Genomic DNA, 17,521 nt, shown 5'->3' with positions numbered 1-17,521 from the left:
TGGCAATCGCCGCGATTTTGGGGCTGGTGATCGGCGGGCTGAGTTATCTGGATGGCACTGAGGTTGCCGAGCCCTTGACCCCGAAGCAACATACGGAAGTGATAATCTGGTCCATTGTGGTTGGTATGGTGGCGTTTGTGGTGACCGTGATGGGGGGACTAGCCGGGGCGCCTCATCAGGTTTTAACAAGCCGCACGCTGCTGTGGCTGCGATCTTCATCCGGCGGGGGGACAATCTTGGCGCTGCGCGTCTTGTTGGGGGCGATTGGCTTGGCGCTGACGGTGATTATTTTGCTTCGCTTTACGATGTGATGTCGTTAACCAGGTGTTCAGGGTGACTTTCTTCTAAATCGGTTCCCCGCAGCCTGCAAAAATGGACTAACCTACCTTGCTATAAAATGACGTAGCTTTCTACAATTCCGAAAGCACATGCCCGAGGCATACCAGACCTGAATTTTCCCCCAGGGTCTGCCCCGGTGCGGCTACTTGGATTGCTATCCTTCGATGGGCCATCCGTTCGATTTCGAGATCTTGCCGCAGCCGGACGATACGACCTGTGGGCCGACCAGCCTGCATGCCGTTTATCAATATTTTGGGTTGAATCTCGACCTGCACCATCTCATCTCGGAAGTTCCCAGCCTGGAACAGGGAGGCACCCTGGGTGTCATGCTGGGGATCGATGCTCTGAAACGGGGCTTTTCCGCCACGATCTTCACGTACAACCTCGAGGTCTTCGATCCGATCTGGTTCAGCCGCAGCTACGACCTGATCGAGCGGTTAGAGGCTCAGATGGCGGTCAAGGACTCGCCTCGCTTGCATCTGGCCAGCAAGGCCTACGTCGAGTTTTTGAGTCTGGGCGGCAAGATCAAAATGCGCGATTTGAACGCGATGCTGATCAGCCGTTACTTACATCAATCGATCCCGATACTCACAGGGCTTAGCTCTACGTATTTGTACAGCGGCCCGCGCGAACATGGCATAAAGAACACCCCAGACGATGTGCGGGGGCTGCCTCAGGGGCACTTTGTTGTCTTGTATGGCATGAATGAAAACCAGGATCGGGTCTACGTGGCCGATCCCTATCTGCCCAACCCACTGGGCGAAATGCACCACTACCCGGTCAGCTTCGATCGCCTTGTGTGTTCGATTCTGTTGGGCATCCTGACCTACGATTCGAACCTGCTGGTGATCGAGCCGAAAAAGGACGGTTCGCCGACAGGGGCAAGGAAGGGGGCATGATGGCCCGGCCTTCCTATCTGAATTGACCCCCCTTTCAAACACCCCCAAGACCACGCTCGAACCGCGTGTGGATTTGCATCATGGCCATTTTGATTGTGACCGACCAAACCGACCGCTGGCCCAGCGATGACCCGGCCGTAACGGTAGTCGATCCGAAAGCGTATATTACCCAGCCGCAGTACAGCGAGATGCGGGGGGCCAAGGTGTTTAACCTTTGCCAGACGTACCGTTATCAAAGCGTGGGGTATTATGTCTCGTTATTGGCAGAAGCCCGCGGGCATCGACCGGTACCAAGTGTCGGGGCAATGCAAGATTGGAAAACCCGCAGTATTATTCGCCTCATTACGGAAGACCTCGACGACCTAATTCAGAAGTCGCTGGCCCCGATCAAGTCGAACAAGTTCACGCTCAGTATCTACTTCGGTAAGAACATGGCCAAGCGGTACGATACGCTCGCCTGGCGGTTGTTCAACCTGTTTCAGGCTCCCTTGTTGCGGGCCAAGTTTATGCTGGAAAAAGATCGCTGGCAGTTAACCGGTGTCGGTGGTATTTCTGCAGCGGATGTCCCTGAGGCTCACTGGCCCTTTATCGTCGAAACCGCTTTAGAGCACTTCTCGAAGCGACGGAGCGTGGCCAAGGTTAAGAAAACCCGCTTCGACATGGCCATCCTGCGCAATCCAGACGACCCAGAGCCACCTTCCGACGAGGTCGCTTTGCAGAAGTTTGCCAAGGCCGCTGCCCAGCAAGGGGTGTCGACCGAATACATCTCGCGTGACGATTACGGTCGCTTAGCCGAGTTCGATGCGTTGTTTATTCGCGATACAACGGCCGTCAATCACTATACCTATCGCTTCGCCCGGCGGGCTGCTGCCGAAGGGCTGGTGGTAATCGACGATCCGACGTCCATTTTGCTGTGTACCAACAAGGTCTACCTGGCCGAACTGCTTGCTCGCCATAAGATACCGGTGCCTCGTACGGTGGTCGTGCATCGTGAAAACGCGGATCAAATGGCCGAGACTCTCGGTTTTCCCTGCGTGCTGAAGCGCCCAGACAGTGCCTTCTCGCGCGGAGTGGTGAAGGTGAAAGATCGGGAAGAGCTTGATCTAAAGTTGAAAGAGTTCTTCGCCGATTCGGAATTGATCATCGCCCAAGAGTTTCTGCCAACCGATTTCGACTGGCGGATCGGTGTTTTCGACCGGACACCGATCTACGCGTGCAAGTATTACATGGCTCGCGGGCACTGGCAGATCATTCGCCACGATCAACCGAATCGAGGTCGCTATGGCAAACTGGAAACACTGCCGGTCGAATTGGCGCCAAGAAAAGCGGTTCAGGTTGCCCTTAAGGCGGCCAACCTTATTGGCGACGGCTTGTACGGCGTGGACGTGAAGGAATCGGATGGAAAGTTCTATGTCATCGAAGTCAACGACAATCCTAATATCAACGCCGGTTGCGAGGATGCGGTTTTGAAAGAGGAACTGTATCGCCGCATGGTTTCGATTTTCGTGAAACGAATCGAGCAAAAGAAGGCCGGCGTCGAATAACCTGCTTGCCTCGACTTGACCCTCTACGTAATCCCAAAGAAAAGAAATTCCTGAGGCTGCGAACGGTATGTTAGCCGACCCTGTCCATCCCGAAAGCAAGAAGATTCCTTTGTTCGAAGCATTTGGCGTCGAACTGGAATACATGATCGTTCACGAGAACTCGCTCGACGTCGCTCCGATCGCCGATCAGCTTCTTCGTGATGAAGAGGGAAACCCGAGCGAGGAAATCGAACGGGACGACATCGCTTGGTCGAATGAACTGGCCTTGCATGTGGTTGAGTTGAAGACCAATGGCCCCGTAGCTCAGCTAACCGGCTTGGCCAATCGCTTTCAAGCGAACGTTGCCGACATCAACCAGCAGTTGGGAAAGATTGGTGCCCGGCTAATGCCCAGCGCGATGCACCCTTGGATGTCGCCTGACCAGGAGATGAAGTTGTGGCCACACGGTTACAACGAAGTGTACGAAGCGTTCAATGCGATTTTCGACTGTCGTGGCCATGGTTGGGCGAATCTGCAAAGTTGTCATCTGAATCTTCCCTTCGCCAACGATGACGAGTTCGGGCGATTGCACGCCGCGATTCGTGTATTGCTGCCGATTTTGCCAGCGCTAACCGCTAGTAGCCCGGTCAGCGAACGACAGATGACGCCAGAGCTCGATCACCGCCTAGAGACTTATCGACACAATGCCGATCGTATTCCTCAGGTCGCCGGCAATGTGATCCCGGAAGCGGTTTTCACCCAGGCCGATTACGAACAAAAAATCCTGCAGCCGATTTACGACGCCATGTCGCCGTTCGACCAGGCAGGCGTGTTGCGGCATGAATGGGCCAACAGTCGCGGTGCGATTGCTCGCTTTCAACGTAATACCATCGAAATTCGTGTCATGGATGTGCAGGAGCAGCCAGCCGCTGACTTGGCGATTTGCCAGCTTGTGGTTTCTGTCTTAGAGGCACTAACGGAAGAGCGTTGGGCGTCGTTTCGACAGCTCAAAAAGGCGGACACGCTACGGCTTCGCGACATCTTGCTCAATGTGGTCGATGATGCAGACGAAACCGTAATCGTAGACCCTGGTTACCTGGAACTGTTTGGCTGGACCAAGGGGACCTGTACAGCCGGTAAGCTGTGGCGTCATCTGGCCGAACAATTTCCCTTGCAAGAAAAGCCAACGGCTGCAGCGTTAGAAGTGATTCTTGACGAAGGCCCCTTGGCTCGACGCATCGTCACGGCTTTAAGTGGCAACCTCAGTGGAAAACTACTGCCCGTTTATCGAGAGCTTTGCGACTGTTTGCAAGCCGGGCGTTCGTTTAAGCCTAGCGAAGTGAAGTCATAGATCACCATGCAGCCACAGCGATCGGCAATACTTCTCACGTGTGAGCATGCCGGGAACCAAGTTCCCCAGCAATATGCGACATTGTTTGCTGGGCATGAAGCTCTGCTGGACTCCCATCGCGGTTGGGACCCGGGAACGTTGAGGATGGGAAACCATTTTGCTAGTAAGCTGCATGCCACACTCGTTTTTCGTGAGGTAACCCGATTGCTGGTCGATCTGAATCGCTCGGAATCGAACCGGGTGATTTTTTCCTCAATCGTTCGTGAACTGCCTTTAGAGCAGCGGGAAGAGATCTTACAGCTCCACTATCGGCCGTTTCGACGCGAGGTGCTGCAGTGGATTAACGACAAGGTGGCAAAGGGGACGTTTGTCCGGCACCTTTCGTTGCACTCTTTCACCCCGCAGCTTGGCAATCAGGTACGTCAAGCAGAGATTGGATTGTTGTACGATCCCGCGAGAAAGCATGAGCAGGAAATATGTCAGCGCTGGGGCAGCGAACTCAGAAAAGAGTTTCCTGGCTTTCGTGTTCGCATGAATTATCCCTATCGCGGAATATCAGACGGCCATACCTCGGCGATGCGCAAAGTGTTCTCCGCTGAGCAATATGCAGGGATCGAGTTAGAGGTGAACCAGCAGCTTTTCGCCAAACCCAGTGAAGAGGTTGGCCAAATGATCGCTGGTCTATGCCGTAGTTATCAGAAGACATTGGAGAACGATCATGCAGGTAACTGACCGATACGTCCTGCCAGCACGTTTTTTGAGATTCCTGCAAGAAATGGTATTCTAGTAAACGTAGAAACCAGGAACTCTTTTCATCTTTGGGAGATAGCGATCGTGCCGCAGATCATTCGGGAGAAAAGGTGATAGGCACTTCTCGACTTTCAATTCGTGGACGTCGTTTTTCGCTTCGCTTTCTACTAATCGGTACCGCGTTGATCGCCGCTGGGCTTGGAATATGGCGGGTCTTTTCGTACCGGCATCCGGCGCATCAGTTTCTTTCTTACCAAAAGGCACCCTACACCTCGGGCCGGCAAATGAAAGTTGGCCCGAACACAATCGCGATTCGTAGCGTTGCTCGTAATCGGTACGACGGCAAGATCCACATACTTACCGGTGATGGTCTGAGCCAACAAGTGCCTGGCGTACCGCAGTTGAAAGATTGTGCCAAGTGGCTCGACGTTGTGCAGCTAGAGATCACGCCAGGCCCCGACTTGGCCGAGCTTATTCAAGTGCGAATCTTCGACCATCAAACCCGCTCGTTACTGTCGGAACTTGATCCCGCTTATGGTTGGCGAGTCGTTGAACCAAACCTCATTCAAATTTATGGCCTCGGCAAGGAGATCCCCCCTAAGCTTGATGTCTGGCTGCGGCTCAATAGTCATGCCGATGATACGGTCTATTCGTTGGCTCCTGTGGTAGGGGCCAACGTGAAGATCCCTGGCGGCACAATTACCGTGGAGGAGGTCCAAGATCGGTTCGCCGGGTGGAGTAGTGGCAAAGGGTTTTATCCCTCTCAGCCAGATAGCGGTCCTGATTCTGCCGTGATTTTGAACTGGAAAGGAAATTGGCTAGAGGAAACTAGGTATCAGTTTGTTACCGTTTCCAACGTTGGCGAAAGAGAGTATCGAGATCGGTTTATGAGGTTGAACTGGGATAGTAACTCGGTTGGACCCATTCGCTCGCCGTTTCCGCTCGGCGAGATCGACCACTTCGAGCTACGACCGTTCGGTGGACGGCATCGATTTTTTTTCGATGGGCTCGAAGTTCCGCCTGCTACGGGACGGAAGTTTGATCCTCCACCCACCGCAATCATCCCGGTCGATGGTACCCAGCAGCAAGGCTTCCTGACGCAGTTCGAGCCGCTACGTGTTCGTTACCGGGTAGAAAAAGGAACCAATGTTCACGGCAGCGGGGTTTACAATACGCTTGCTTGGATCAAGCAGTCCGGGCCCCATAAGAACGTCGATACAGAGTTTACCTTGTTGTTTACGGTACACGGGATCGCCGAGTTGCCGCTGGACATTCGTCTGCAGGATGCCAGTAGTGGCCAGTGGCTAGGGAAGAACGCACAGACCTCCGGCAATTACATGTCCCACGGATCAAATCGCAAAGCGACTGCCCAAGTGTTTCGGATGCCGCTAGAGGATGTAAAAGCGATTGAAGTGACGGCCCGAATGCCCTAGAAAGGGAGCGTTCACAATCGTTCTTCCAGGAACTTTACCATGACTGGCAATGCTTCCACGCAACCTCGCAGTCGAAAGTTCTCTCTGCGACTACTCATGGGAGTGATTGCTCTCTGCGCGGTGGTGCTGGGCGTGTGGCGGGCCTTCTTTATTCCGCATCCGGCTCACCAGTTTTCGGAGTATCAGAGGGCTCCGTATACGACTGCCTATCAATACCAGGCCGGTCCCAACACGATCACCATTCGCAGCATCGCCCGCAATCGGTACGACGGAACGGTCCACCTGATTTCAACCGGTGGGCTTAGTTCGCAGATACCAGACGCTGACCAATTGACCAAGTGTGCTGCGTGGCTGGATGTGGTTCAAATTGAGCTTACGCCAGGGCCGAAGCAGGTCGAGATTATCGAATCCCGCGTTTTCGATCATGAGTCACGCACTTTGCTCAGTGAGATAGACCGCGCCTACGGCTGGCGCGTTACCGATTCGAACGTGCTGCAGGTCTACGGAATGGGGAAAGAAGTTCCGGAGAAGCTCGATGTCTGGCTACGGCTGTATAGCTATGCCGACGATACGATCTACACAATCGGCGTCACGCCAGGTGACGAGGTTGAAATCCCGGGAGGTACGCTCCATGTGGCCGAGGTGAAAGAAGGGTACTCAGGCTGGAGCAAAGAACAAGGCTTTTTCCCGACCTCTTCCGGCGGAGGTTCCGGCTCGGCGGTTCTCTTCGATTGGCAAGGGGATTGGCGAGGTAAACCTTTGATATGTACAGCCGTTACCGACTTAGGAGAAAGGGATCAAGGAGGCGAACAACTGCTGAAACCAGAATGGAACGGACATTTGATCGGCCCAGCGACGTCTCGCTGCTCGTTGGAACTCATCGACCACTTGGAGATACGACAGGCTGGCAAGGATCTGAGGTTTTTCTTCGATGGCGTGAAAGTGCCTCCACCGGTCGGACGCACGTTCGATCCGCCACCATTCCTAGCAATCATCAAGACCGATCAAGGAGAGACGGCTGGGGTTTTACACGAATTGGCGCCGCTACTGGTTCACTACCGTGTCGAGAGCGAAGCGAACATTGATCGGATGAACGCTTACAGCTCGCAGCAATTCACTAGCTTTTCGATTCCGACATATGACCCACTCAGGAGGCTTGGACTGCAGTTGAGAATGTGGGGATTGAGTGAACTGCCACTTGCTTTGCGAGTTAAAGATGCACAGACACAGAACTGGAAATCCGTCGCTGACAAGGATGTCGGCACTTATAAATTAACGGGATCGCACGGCTTTATCTCGTTGATAAGGGTCGCCCACACTCTGGCCGAAATCGATGCTATCGAAGTGACCGTTAATGCCCCTTGATGCTGGGCGTAGGGAATAATAGCGACTGTATTACAAGGCTTCTTCTAGGGTTCTTTCCAGGTCTGTTTTTAGCGAACGCATGTAGGCTCGCCACTGGCCGTCGAGGGCTTGTTTGTCGCTACCGAAGACTTTGTCGAATACCTTCTGAAGCTCCTCTGGTTTGGCATGGCTGGCTTTGGGAAGCTTGCCGAGTTCTCGGTAGTACAGAACTAGCTTGTCGAAGTGTTTCTCCATCAGAAAATGAGTCAGGGCCCACGATTGGCCATAAGCGTGTAGCGTGGTGAAGTTGTTGGCCGAGCGGGTAAAGATTTGATCGGAAACGATGAAGTCGATGTTGGAGTATTTTCGAATCGGGGCGAGTTCTCGGTACCAGTTCAAGCGTTCGGCATTGACCGCACCGATGCCACTCCAAGCGGCTTGCTTGGGCGACTCAAAATAAGTGGCGAGTCCCTCCGCGACCCAAACGGGAATGGGAGAATCGGCTGGCATTAAACCGGTGTTGGCTGCCAGTTGATGCGTAGCTTCGTGGCTAACCACCTCGATATCGAGATTCTCTCGCTTCACCTCAATCAACAGGTTTAAGGTATCAGCGAAGCGTATGATATCGGCCAAGCCAGAAATCTTACGACGTACGATCTCGTCCCGCTCGTGTTGAATTTCTCGGTTTAACGCATTGAGAAGCTCGAACGACTGGTCGGTTCCTTGATCGTAGAAAACGGCCACGTTGTGAATGCGGTGGTAGAAACCAGCGGCGGAGGCCAAGTCGGGCCCCAGTAGATTAACGAATTGCAGGTACTCGCTATGCTCGGCGAACAAAACGACCATCAGCAGTTTGTCTGGCACCTCAAGTTCGACCCCTTCCAGGCAAAACTTCATTAGGAAGCTCGCATACACCGTTTCGAGAAGTTCTAACCGTTCCTCGGCACGCGTCTTCCTTGTGCGGCTATCTTTCTTATCGGAGGTATCGTGCAGCAAAAGGAAGTGTTTGCTCCGCATGAACTTCATATCGGCGCGGTTCTTGGTGAAGTCACGCATGATTTTTTCTTGAGCCGGATCGATGGGAACCGGCTTTTCGATTGCCCGTTTGAGTTCGACCAGCTTTTTGATTCGGTCGTCGTTCGGATCAATTTCCCAAGCCGCTTTACAGGCCTGGTAGAAGAGATCGAGCTTACCAATCTTCAACGCGTTGCGTGCCGCATCGAGGCAGCCGTTCAGGTCGCCATCGGACTTGGCCTTGCTAAGTTTGTTGACAGCCAACGACTCGACGGAAGGGACCTTATAAATCTTCACGTCCGAGGCACTCATATAGAGATTGCCGAACGTGGGATGCCGAAACGTTACCGTCGCGCCTGGGTTAACCTTCGCTCTGCCTTGCAGAATAAAGACCAGCGTTGTGCCAGGGACTTGATAAAGGACAAGATCAGCGTAGCTTTGCGAGACGCAAGCCAAGGCAAGAATCAAACCCAGGAGAGTACGTGCAATCATGACAACCTGTCGGAGCAACGAGTAGCGACGGGTGGATGTAAACCACCCGGATTATGCCTGGGTTTAGCTTAAATACCAAGCAATTCCTATGGTTATTGACGCAAACGTTGACTAGGGCATTCCGAATAATGCCGATTCTGGGGATAAAACGGGGAAATTAGCAGGGCTTCGGGGTGAGAATGTGCAAGATAGGTGGGCCAGTGAATTTGCTACAGGTAGACTTCTCTGGATATAAATTTACCGAGAAATCGAAATGGTTCGCTAGTCTGCCTACGAAGCGAGCGGATTAGGTGCTAAGAAAAATTAACAGCCCAGCGACGCTGGCTTCCCCTGCCGAGACTTGCTTGAATCACCAGAAAAGCAATGGCATAGTAGAACACGGTTTGCTTCTTCCTACCTTCGCGAAAGCTTCTGACATGCGACGTGGCCTCCTCAGTGTGGTGATCTTTTTCGGGATGAGTTGCTCGCTCTTCGCGGCTGATCGGCCGAATTTTGTTTGGATCATGTCCGAAGACAACTCGGTCCACTTTATGAAGCACTTCGACCCTACCGGGGCACCAACTCCCAGTATCGAAGCGTTGGCTGCAGAAGGAGTGACCTTCGAGAACGCGTTTTCTAATGCCCCGGTTTGTAGTGTTGCGCGAACAACATTAATCACTTCGTGCTATGCCCCACGCATCGGAACGCTGTTTCATCGCAAGAGCTTCATTGTGCCGATGCCGCCAGGAGTGAAGATGTTCCCGGCTTATTTGCACAATGCTGGTTACTATACCAGTAACAACTCGAAAGAAGATTACAACGCAATCGAGTCGAAGGACGTTTGGGATAATTCTTCGCGCAAGGCAAGTTGGCGGAATCGGCAGGAAGGGCAACCGTTCTTTCATGTGCAAACGATTACCACCACGCACGAAAGCTCGCTGCACTTCCCGGAAAGTGATGTTCAAAACAAGCCGACTAAAACCGATCCGCAAACGGTCTTTGTGCCGCCGCATCACCCTCAAACAGAAACATTCCGCTACACCTATGCTCGCTATCACGATCGAATTCAGGAACTCGACAAGCAAGTAGGGCAATTGGTCGACGAACTGAAGAAAGATGGCCTGCTGGAGACGACGTTCATCTTTTACTTTGGCGATCATGGTGGTGTCTTGCCACGTAGTAAAGGGTACGCCTACGATACCGGATTACATGTGCCGCTGGTGATTCGTATTCCCGAGAAGTTTCGTGAGCAGGTGTCCGAGAAGCCAGGGAGCCGCTCGAAGGCGTTTGTGAGCTTTGTCGATTTCGGCCCTACCGTTTTAAATTTGGCTGGCGTAAAGGGAGCGAGAAAAATTGATGGGCATGCGTGCATGGGAATGGGCCCGCAACATTTGATGGAAACGGATGAGTCGTTCGGATACGCCGACCGCTTTGACGAGAAGTACGATATGGTCCGTACGCTGCGGAAGGGAAAGTATCGCTATGTACGAAACCTACAACCGTTTAATTTCGATGGTTTGATGAACAACTATCGCTACAAAATGGCGGCCTATCGCGAGTGGCGACAGTTGTACGACGAATCAAAATTGAACGAGATACAGCGTGTGTTCTTCGAGCCACGACCGGCGGAGATGCTTTTTGATGTCGAAGCCGATCCCTATGAAACGATCAACCTGGCCGGCGACGTGGCGCATTCCGACGTGCTTGTCGAAATGCGAGGCCGTTTAGACCAGTACTTGACTAGCATGCCCGATTTGGGGTTCTTTCCTGAGAGTTATCTGGCTGAGAAAGCCGCTGACAACCCGGTTGCTTTTGGGCAAAGTCACAAGCGAGAAATTGCCAAGCTTGTAGAGGTTGCCAATTTGGAACGTTATCCTTACGTCGAGGTGGAATCGCAATTGAAAGAGGCCTTGGCCTCGGACGATCCCTGGCAGCGTTATTGGGGGCTGATTGCATGCACCTCGCATGGCAAAGCTGCGTTGCCATTGGCAAAAAAGATTGAAGCGATCGCCTCAGCCGATCCGGAGAACCTGAACCGGGTGAGAGCTGCCGAATTCTTGGCGATGGCGGTAGGAGTGAATCCGGTGCCAGTGATTAAAAAAGCTCTGGCCGACGCCCAAACGGCGATCGAAGCCAATCTAATTTTAAACACGGTTGTCTTGCTGCAAGATAGCAAGCCAGGCTATACCTTCGATATCAAGCCGCAGGACGTCCAGCACGTCTCTGGGGACCGGGGCGAATTGAATCGCCGGATAGAGTATCTGACAGGCAAATAACCCTTCGCGACCACTGGCAGCTCAAGGTTGTGTGTCCGAGCTGATTGCTGCGAAGCAGGGTTAATCCGATTGATGCCTGCACGCTTTATCTAATTCGGGTCAGGCCGTTTGAATGCGAATTTCGGGCTTCCTTGGGCTGCTCTTGCTCGATTGGTGACGTGTTCGTATTTAGTGAAGCCAGATTGCCTCGCGAGATTTTTCGTTTCCAAACGAGACGCTGTCTCCTGGCTGGGCTTGCTTGGTTTGAATCCGTGAGCCCTGGGGAATTGCATTGCCAGGAGGAACAAGCTGTCCGATGGAAGGAAGGGGCGCAGCAGGTTTAGCGGCGGCTGGGTTAGCTGTAGGAACAATCGGGTCTGACGGTTGATCTGCCGGCCCTGGCCGGGAAGAAACGGTACGTAGCGGGTTGTCCAGCAGGGGCAAGCTACCGGTAGGCATCATCGGAGCCGCATCGACTTCCGCCGGTGAGGGCAGTTCTGGCATGGTCTTGGAAGGTGGGACGATTGGCTCGGCATGGGGTTTGGCAACGAGCGTTTCCGTCACTTTCTCAGGCTGCCCAATCACGGCTTCGTTGATGATGTAATCGCTGTGAGCTCGTCGCTTGAGCAGGTCTCGCGTTAACGCATCGTTGTAAGCTTTCTGTGGCCAAGGCCCTTCCGCCATGGTGATTTGATAGAATTCGAGCAGCGAACCCTTTTCGTAATGAACGTTCTTAATGGCCAGGGCATAGTCGATGCGAGCTTGATTAAACAACGTGCTTGAATCGATTACCCGCCGTTGAGCTTCCAGCAGCAAGTCGATCGGAGCTTTGCCGGCATCGTAGGCGGCTCGTACGGTTGCTTCCTGGGCGAAAGCCGCTTCACGCCGGTTAAAGAGCAGTTCCATCACCTCGTACGCCCGTTTGATTTCGGCGTAGGCATTCGAGAGCCCATACATGACTTGCTTTTCCTCTTCTTCGAGGATCGCTTTCGAGCGGGCAACGGTTAGTTCGCTGCTGCGTACGGCGGCATGAGCACGACGGAAGCCGATCGGCATGTTGAATTCGACACCTAATTGGTATTCGCCAAAGTCGTTACCGGTCAAGCTTTGTACTGCCCCTTGTTGACCGGGAATGCCATTGTTGTCCCAGTATTGCGGACCGAAACCACGTTGGCGGTAACGTGCGATCACGTCGAGATTGGGCTTTAGGAAGTTGCGATTGGCCAGCAGTTCTAGTTCGTTCTGCTTAATCACCCATTTCTGACGGCGAAGCTCTGGACGCCGGGCAAGGGCTTCCGAAGCAATATCGGGCCAATCGAAATTCACCTTGGCAACAGGGGCCTCTGTCGATGGACGAATCAACCGACCGTTGGTTTGCGTCAGCCCGATGATAAAACGCAACCGTCGTTCGGCTACGCGGACGCCCCCTGGGTTGTTGAAGGTGCCACCCAGAGAACCGTTGTTGTTTTGGGTACGTTGAACAAGCCGACCGTTAAGCGCGTTAACGACGTCCGTCTGAAAGCGGAAGTATTGTTCGCGTGCCTGGGCTTCTGTATCCGCCGATTTTTTGTTGGCTTCGACGTTGGCGTAGGCGTTCTTCCAAACTTCCAACACATGGTTTCTAGCGTTGATTTTGACATCTAAATCGCGGTAAGCGAAGTACAAGTCCCAGTAGGCATTCTCGACGTCGCTAACCAGGTTTCGTAGCGAGATTTCAAAGTCGGCCAAGCTGATGTCGGTTCGGGTGCGAGCAATCAACACGCCGTTGGCGAAACCTGGCTCGCCGTTGGGGCCGGCGATGCGGTTGTAGAGAACGCCGGCGCCTTGCAGCAACGGCTGACGCAATTCCGCATCAACGTAGGTATCCCAGCCGGCGCTGAAGATGCGCTGCGGGTTGTTGTTGTAGTCGTACTGCGTAACGCTTCGCAAAGTCATCAAACCACCGGTGGCATTCCGTTTGGAGAGGTTGACTTCGTAGTTGTGCAAGTCTTGCTGGAAGTAGCCGTTGTTACCGACGGTGAAGTTGTTAACCCGGTGATCATTCTTTTCGAAATAGGCATTCGCACCAAAGGTGGCGTCAAACGCGCTCAGCGCCGCTTCCTCACCGAAGCGACCATCGGTGTAAACGATTGCGGGATCGTAAATGGTGGAATAAGCAAATGGTGTTCGCAGCACGCCACCAAGGTTTTTCATCACTTCGGAGTTCTGCAGGGTGAGGCGAATCGCCTCTTCCAGGGACATATCCCAGTAGCCTGATTCTGGGTTGATGTTATCTGCGGTGATGTTATCGGGAGATTCCGGGATTGCGAGATAATCTTCGTCTTCGCAGAGATTAGGAACCGGATCTTCAATGGTAAGACCACGCCCAGCGTATTCGGCAATCAGGCTTTCATTGTAGGCTGGAGGATCAGGGCAGTCGTCGTATTTCCAGCATTTCAACGAACAGCCGCTCAGGCCCGTCGAGAGGCATGTGGTAAGAACCACAATCCATTTCGTATAGCGACGGAGCATCGCTAGTTCCTTCCTGGGTCGTACCATTCGCGCAGAAAGCTCTGGCGAATTCCAATGTGCCGCGGGTCACTTGTGGGGAACACGGGTGCTATCTGGCCACCTGCCTTTGGCCCGATCTGATCAATGCACCATGCTTCTGGGTAAGGCTCCCCCAGAGATCTTTTTCGGCAGGCGCAATTCGTAAACTCAATAAAACCACTAGTTTCTGAATATCTGGCACGACTGCTATCAAAGGAGAAATCGCTAGCCGTAGCGATCTGGGCCAGATCTCTTCGCTAACCGGAAAAGTCGGCTGATGGCGATAGCATCGCGATGGGGCGGCTGTGCATGTCTTAGGACAACGCTACTACTTAGAATGGACTTTCGTAAAACGCTCTTAGGCGGGGAGGGCATCCGTGTAGAGGGAAGCGGTCAGCTTGCCATCGAACCGATCCATCTATGACGATTCTTCCAACGGCAGCGTCTGGCTACCGTTTTTTTAGGGACCTTTTGCTCGGATCGATTCGTCAAAATTGGGGGCCAGGGGGACTGTGTTTATAGTGAAACGACACCTATCTGCGCGGCCTTTGTGGTACGTCCCACAGGAAACTGTTTGCCGCCGTAGCTGCATTTCTCGATAATTTACGCTTGAGAATGCCTCGATCGGTATCGTCGCATACGCACTAACCTAGCGGAACATGGATTCATCGTTGCAACATTCCGACGCACCACGCACTGCGGACGAGGCCAGACGCCAGATCGAGTCGTTACTCGACGAGCTGGCCGATCTCTCGGAGATGCCGCTCGCGCCGGAAGAATTCTATCCGCAACTGCTCGATCGCCTGACCTTCGCCACATCGGCCCTAGGGGCTGCCGTATGGGAGAGTGGTCCTAGTGGACATTTGATGCTGTCGCAGCGAACCGATCTCGCCGCCATCTATCCCACCCCAGTGGCGGCCGAGGCGATCGCGGAGGATGCTGCACAATTGATGGGCATGTTAGCTCAGGGAGAGCCTGATCGGCGGCCAGGAAGCGGAGTAACGGTTCTGGACTACGAGCTGAACGGCGTTCCTTTGCGAGCCGCAGGCCAGTTCTGGGGGATGCTGGTCCTTTATCAGCCTTTGAATTTACCTAAATCGATCCTCCAATCGGATGAACGAATTGCCAGAGCGTTCGCAGAGGTCGCACAGCACTTCCAGCAGCAAACGTTACTCCGCGATTTTCAGCAGCACCGCCACGACTGGAAGCGGCAACTCGATTTTGCTGAACGAGTTCATGCCGACCTTTCCTTCCCCAAAACAACGTATCGCATCGCAAACGAAGCACGAAACTGCTTGGACGTCGACCGTGTGACGGTTCTTTCCTGGCAGGGAGTACACTGCCATGTCGAAGCCGTCTCAGGCGTCGACAAACCGAATCATCGTTCGAACATCGTGGGCAAGCTGCAGCGATTATCCGAAGCGGTAGTGCGGGCCAGGCAAACATTGCTCTACACCGGCGAAACCGAGAATTTGCCTCCTCAGGTTGAAGCCGCATTAATCGATTACCTGGACGAAACCCCTTCCAAAATCATTGCCATTGTGCCGCTGCGGGAGTGCTTAGCGAACGAAAACGACGAGGGCACCAAGCCCCAGCCGCCAGAACCGCTGGGGGCTTTGGTGCTAGAGAGCATCGAGCAGCTCGACGGGCACCAGTTGTTACGCAGGGCAGAACCGATCGTGCGTCATGCCACCACGGCTTTAGCGAACGCGCAGTCCTATCGACATTTGCCGTTTGCCTTTCTGTTGGCACCTTTGGGCAAAGTACTGGCCAACGTGGGTTGGTATCGTTTGTCGAGCACAATGAAAGTGGTGATTCCGCTGGCCTTGATCGTCACGGCCATGTTTCTTATTCCGACGGACTTTTTCATCGAGGTCCATGGACAACTGGTTCCTGCTGTGCAGCGGAATGTGTTTGCTCCTTCCGATGGTTATGTCGATGAGGTGCTCGTCCAGCATGGCCAGCATGTGGCTGCCGGCGAGACGTTGATTCAACTTCAATCGAATGAGTTTACCCTGCAAAAGGCGGAGATTGTGGGACAACTCCAAACGGCTCAAGCAGAACTCGATGCGATTGTGGTAAAGCGTTCGCAAGGTATGCGTCGTGATCCTCGTGCCGATAGTCGTGGTGCCGAATCGTATGACGATCTCTCGGCGGATGAACAACGATTAAATACGATGATCGAGAGCCTGACGCTGCAGCGCAACCTGCTGCAGAAACGAGAAGACGCGTTGACACTCAAGAGCCCCATCGCGGGACAAGTGCTCGACTGGGAAGTCGACGAGATCTTAACCATGCGGCCAGTTGCTCGTGGCGAACTGCTGATGAAAGTGGCCGATGTTGACGGGCCATGGACGTTGCGATTAGAGCTGCCTGATAAGCGGACCTACCATGTTCTCGCTGCGCAAGAGGCCTCCGCAGAACCGCTACCTGTTCGCTTTCAATTGGTGAATGAGCCAGGCAAGTCTTATACCGGCCAACTAACCAATACGGCAGCGATTGTCGATTTGGATGAAGACACCGACGAGCCGTTCGTGCCGCTGGAAGCGACATTCAACAAAGCAGAAATACCGCATATGCGCCACGGCTTGAGTGTGGTCGGTCGCATCGAATGCGGGCGGAGGTCGCTGGCTTACGTTTGGACTTATCAACTAGTGGAAACCGTTCGTCGTTACTGCTTCTGGTAACGAATCGCAGGCGGGTTACGAATAAAACGAGATAGATTCATGTTGTTTACACGAACGCTGGTGACCGCTTGGGCATGCCTGTTGATTGGGGGAGGGATTGCACCAGCCGTTTTCGCAGAAGAAATTGTCGTCTCGGCGACGCTCTTGAAGATCATTGAAATGGTTGAGGTGCCTGCTCAGCAAGCAGGTACGCTACAGGCGGTTCATCCTGAAGCAGGCGTTATCGTCGACCAAGGAGAGGTGATTGCCAAGATCGACGACGACGAGAAGCGACTGGAAGTCGAGCAAGCCAAGGTCGAGCACGCGATCGCCAAACGAGAAGCCGAAAACGACGTGAACATCCGCTTTGCAGCAAAAAGCTTGGAAGTGGCCGAAGCGGAGTTGGGGCGTTCCGAGGACGCACTGGCAATTGCCGTGAAAAGCGTATCGCAAACGGAAATGGATCGCTTGCGGTTGGTTGTCGAGAAAAGCCGCTTAGAGATTGAACAATCGCAAGAGAAGACAGCGATCGCTAAGCTCACCGCCCAGTTGCGAGAAACCCAGTTGCAATTGGTCGAAACCCAGCTTGGCAAGCATGTGATCAAGTCGCCGATCCAGGGCATGGTAGTGGCCGTGTTCCGCCGCGCTGGCGAATGGGTCGAACCAAGCGATTCGGTCGTGAAGATAGTGCGGATCGATCGCTTGCGAGCAGAAGGATTTGTCCGTACTGAAGAAGCGCTGATTGGGCTGATCGGTTCGCCGGCGCAGGTCACCGTCGAGATTCCTAACCGCGAAACGATTTCGGTGGAAGGCAAGGTTACGTTTGTCGACCCGGAAGTCGATCCGCACAACGGTCAGGTTCGCGTCTGGGTCGATATCGACAACCAAGACCTCAAATTGCGTCCAGGATTACGAGCCGCAATGACGATTCATTCGGGCAGCTAATA

At 53.6% G+C, this 17,521-nt stretch carries 12 protein-coding genes; 10 read left to right on the top strand and 2 right to left on the bottom strand.

The features are described from left to right. Nucleotides 1-98: 98 nt before the first annotated feature. The 7 genes from DTL42_RS12955 to DTL42_RS12925 all read left to right on the top strand — a co-directional run bounded on the left by DTL42_RS12955 (nucleotide 99) and on the right by DTL42_RS12925 (nucleotide 7,660). Nucleotides 99-311 carry a hypothetical protein gene (locus DTL42_RS12955; protein ID WP_147274263.1) on the top strand — a complete coding sequence of 71 codons (213 nt, stop codon included), beginning with the start codon at nucleotides 99-101 and terminating at the stop codon, nucleotides 309-311. Between the two features lie 192 nt (nucleotides 312-503). Then, complete coding sequence (locus DTL42_RS12950; protein WP_114369139.1) at nucleotides 504-1,238, top strand: hypothetical protein; 735 nt, start codon at nucleotides 504-506, stop codon at nucleotides 1,236-1,238. An 80-nt stretch (nucleotides 1,239-1,318) separates the two neighbouring features. Beyond that, nucleotides 1,319-2,782, top strand: coding sequence for a RimK family protein (locus tag DTL42_RS12945; protein ID WP_114369138.1), 1,464 nt, complete (start codon nucleotides 1,319-1,321; stop codon nucleotides 2,780-2,782). Between the two features lie 67 nt (nucleotides 2,783-2,849). Further along, a complete protein-coding gene (locus DTL42_RS12940) occupies nucleotides 2,850-4,112 on the top strand; it encodes a carboxylate-amine ligase (protein ID WP_114369137.1) in 1,263 nt (420 codons plus the stop codon). Nucleotides 4,113-4,118: 6 nt separating this feature from the next. Then, nucleotides 4,119-4,844 carry an N-formylglutamate amidohydrolase gene (locus DTL42_RS12935; protein ID WP_114369136.1) on the top strand — a complete coding sequence of 242 codons (726 nt, stop codon included), beginning with the start codon at nucleotides 4,119-4,121 and terminating at the stop codon, nucleotides 4,842-4,844. A gap of 128 nt (nucleotides 4,845-4,972) precedes the next feature. Continuing rightward, nucleotides 4,973-6,295 carry a hypothetical protein gene (locus DTL42_RS12930; RefSeq protein ID WP_147274262.1) on the top strand — a complete coding sequence of 441 codons (1,323 nt, stop codon included), beginning with the start codon at nucleotides 4,973-4,975 and terminating at the stop codon, nucleotides 6,293-6,295. A gap of 39 nt (nucleotides 6,296-6,334) precedes the next feature. Continuing rightward, nucleotides 6,335-7,660: a hypothetical protein gene (locus DTL42_RS12925; protein ID WP_114369134.1), complete on the top strand. Its 1,326-nt coding sequence runs from the start codon at nucleotides 6,335-6,337 to the stop codon at nucleotides 7,658-7,660. A gap of 30 nt (nucleotides 7,661-7,690) precedes the next feature. Here the strand turns inward: DTL42_RS12925 and DTL42_RS12920 are convergent, their stop codons facing one another. Further along, entirely contained in the window at nucleotides 7,691-9,145 is a 1,455-nt protein-coding gene (locus DTL42_RS12920) for a DUF1570 domain-containing protein (RefSeq protein ID WP_114369133.1), read from the bottom strand. 416 nt (nucleotides 9,146-9,561) lie between these two features. On the opposite strand from DTL42_RS12920, the gene DTL42_RS12915 reads away from it, so the two are divergent. Continuing rightward, entirely contained in the window at nucleotides 9,562-11,400 is a 1,839-nt protein-coding gene (locus DTL42_RS12915) for a sulfatase family protein (RefSeq protein WP_114369132.1), read from the top strand. Between the two features lie 168 nt (nucleotides 11,401-11,568). Here the strand turns inward: DTL42_RS12915 and DTL42_RS12910 are convergent, their stop codons facing one another. Then, complete coding sequence (locus DTL42_RS12910) at nucleotides 11,569-13,890, bottom strand: TolC family protein (RefSeq protein ID WP_158545357.1); 2,322 nt, start codon at nucleotides 13,888-13,890, stop codon at nucleotides 11,569-11,571. A gap of 689 nt (nucleotides 13,891-14,579) precedes the next feature. Between DTL42_RS12910 and DTL42_RS12905 the strand changes: the two genes are divergently transcribed. Beyond that, on the top strand, nucleotides 14,580-16,595 hold the full coding sequence (locus tag DTL42_RS12905) for an efflux RND transporter periplasmic adaptor subunit (protein WP_158545356.1): 2,016 nt from the start codon (nucleotides 14,580-14,582) through the stop codon (nucleotides 16,593-16,595). Between the two features lie 39 nt (nucleotides 16,596-16,634). Further along, the gene (locus tag DTL42_RS12900; RefSeq protein ID WP_114369129.1) at nucleotides 16,635-17,519 is read left to right on the top strand and encodes an efflux RND transporter periplasmic adaptor subunit; all 885 of its coding nucleotides are present in this window, start codon (nucleotides 16,635-16,637) and stop codon (nucleotides 17,517-17,519) included. Nucleotides 17,520-17,521: the final 2 nt, after the last annotated feature.

Source organism: Bremerella cremea (genome assembly GCF_003335505.1).
Lineage (GTDB): Bacteria > Planctomycetota > Planctomycetia > Pirellulales > Pirellulaceae > Bremerella > Bremerella cremea_A.
The sequence above is the reverse complement of the archived record's forward strand: the minus strand, read 5'-3'. Positions and strand labels throughout refer to the sequence as shown.

Excerpts from the sequence above, each read along its gene's own strand:
- DTL42_RS12950 (WP_114369139.1), top strand. The coding sequence starts at position 504 with ATGGGCCATCCGTTCGATTTCGAGATCTTGCCGCAGCCGGACGATACG.
- DTL42_RS12945 (WP_114369138.1), top strand. The coding sequence starts at position 1,319 with ATGGCCATTTTGATTGTGACCGACCAAACCGACCGCTGGCCCAGCGAT.
- DTL42_RS12940 (WP_114369137.1), top strand. The coding sequence starts at position 2,850 with ATGTTAGCCGACCCTGTCCATCCCGAAAGCAAGAAGATTCCTTTGTTC.
- DTL42_RS12935 (WP_114369136.1), top strand. The coding sequence starts at position 4,119 with ATGCAGCCACAGCGATCGGCAATACTTCTCACGTGTGAGCATGCCGGG.
- DTL42_RS12925 (WP_114369134.1), top strand. The coding sequence starts at position 6,335 with ATGACTGGCAATGCTTCCACGCAACCTCGCAGTCGAAAGTTCTCTCTG.
- DTL42_RS12920 (WP_114369133.1), bottom strand. The coding sequence starts at position 9,145 with ATGATTGCACGTACTCTCCTGGGTTTGATTCTTGCCTTGGCTTGCGTC.
- DTL42_RS12915 (WP_114369132.1), top strand. The coding sequence starts at position 9,562 with ATGCGACGTGGCCTCCTCAGTGTGGTGATCTTTTTCGGGATGAGTTGC.
- DTL42_RS12910 (WP_158545357.1), bottom strand. The coding sequence starts at position 13,890 with ATGCTCCGTCGCTATACGAAATGGATTGTGGTTCTTACCACATGCCTC.
- DTL42_RS12900 (WP_114369129.1), top strand. The coding sequence starts at position 16,635 with ATGTTGTTTACACGAACGCTGGTGACCGCTTGGGCATGCCTGTTGATT.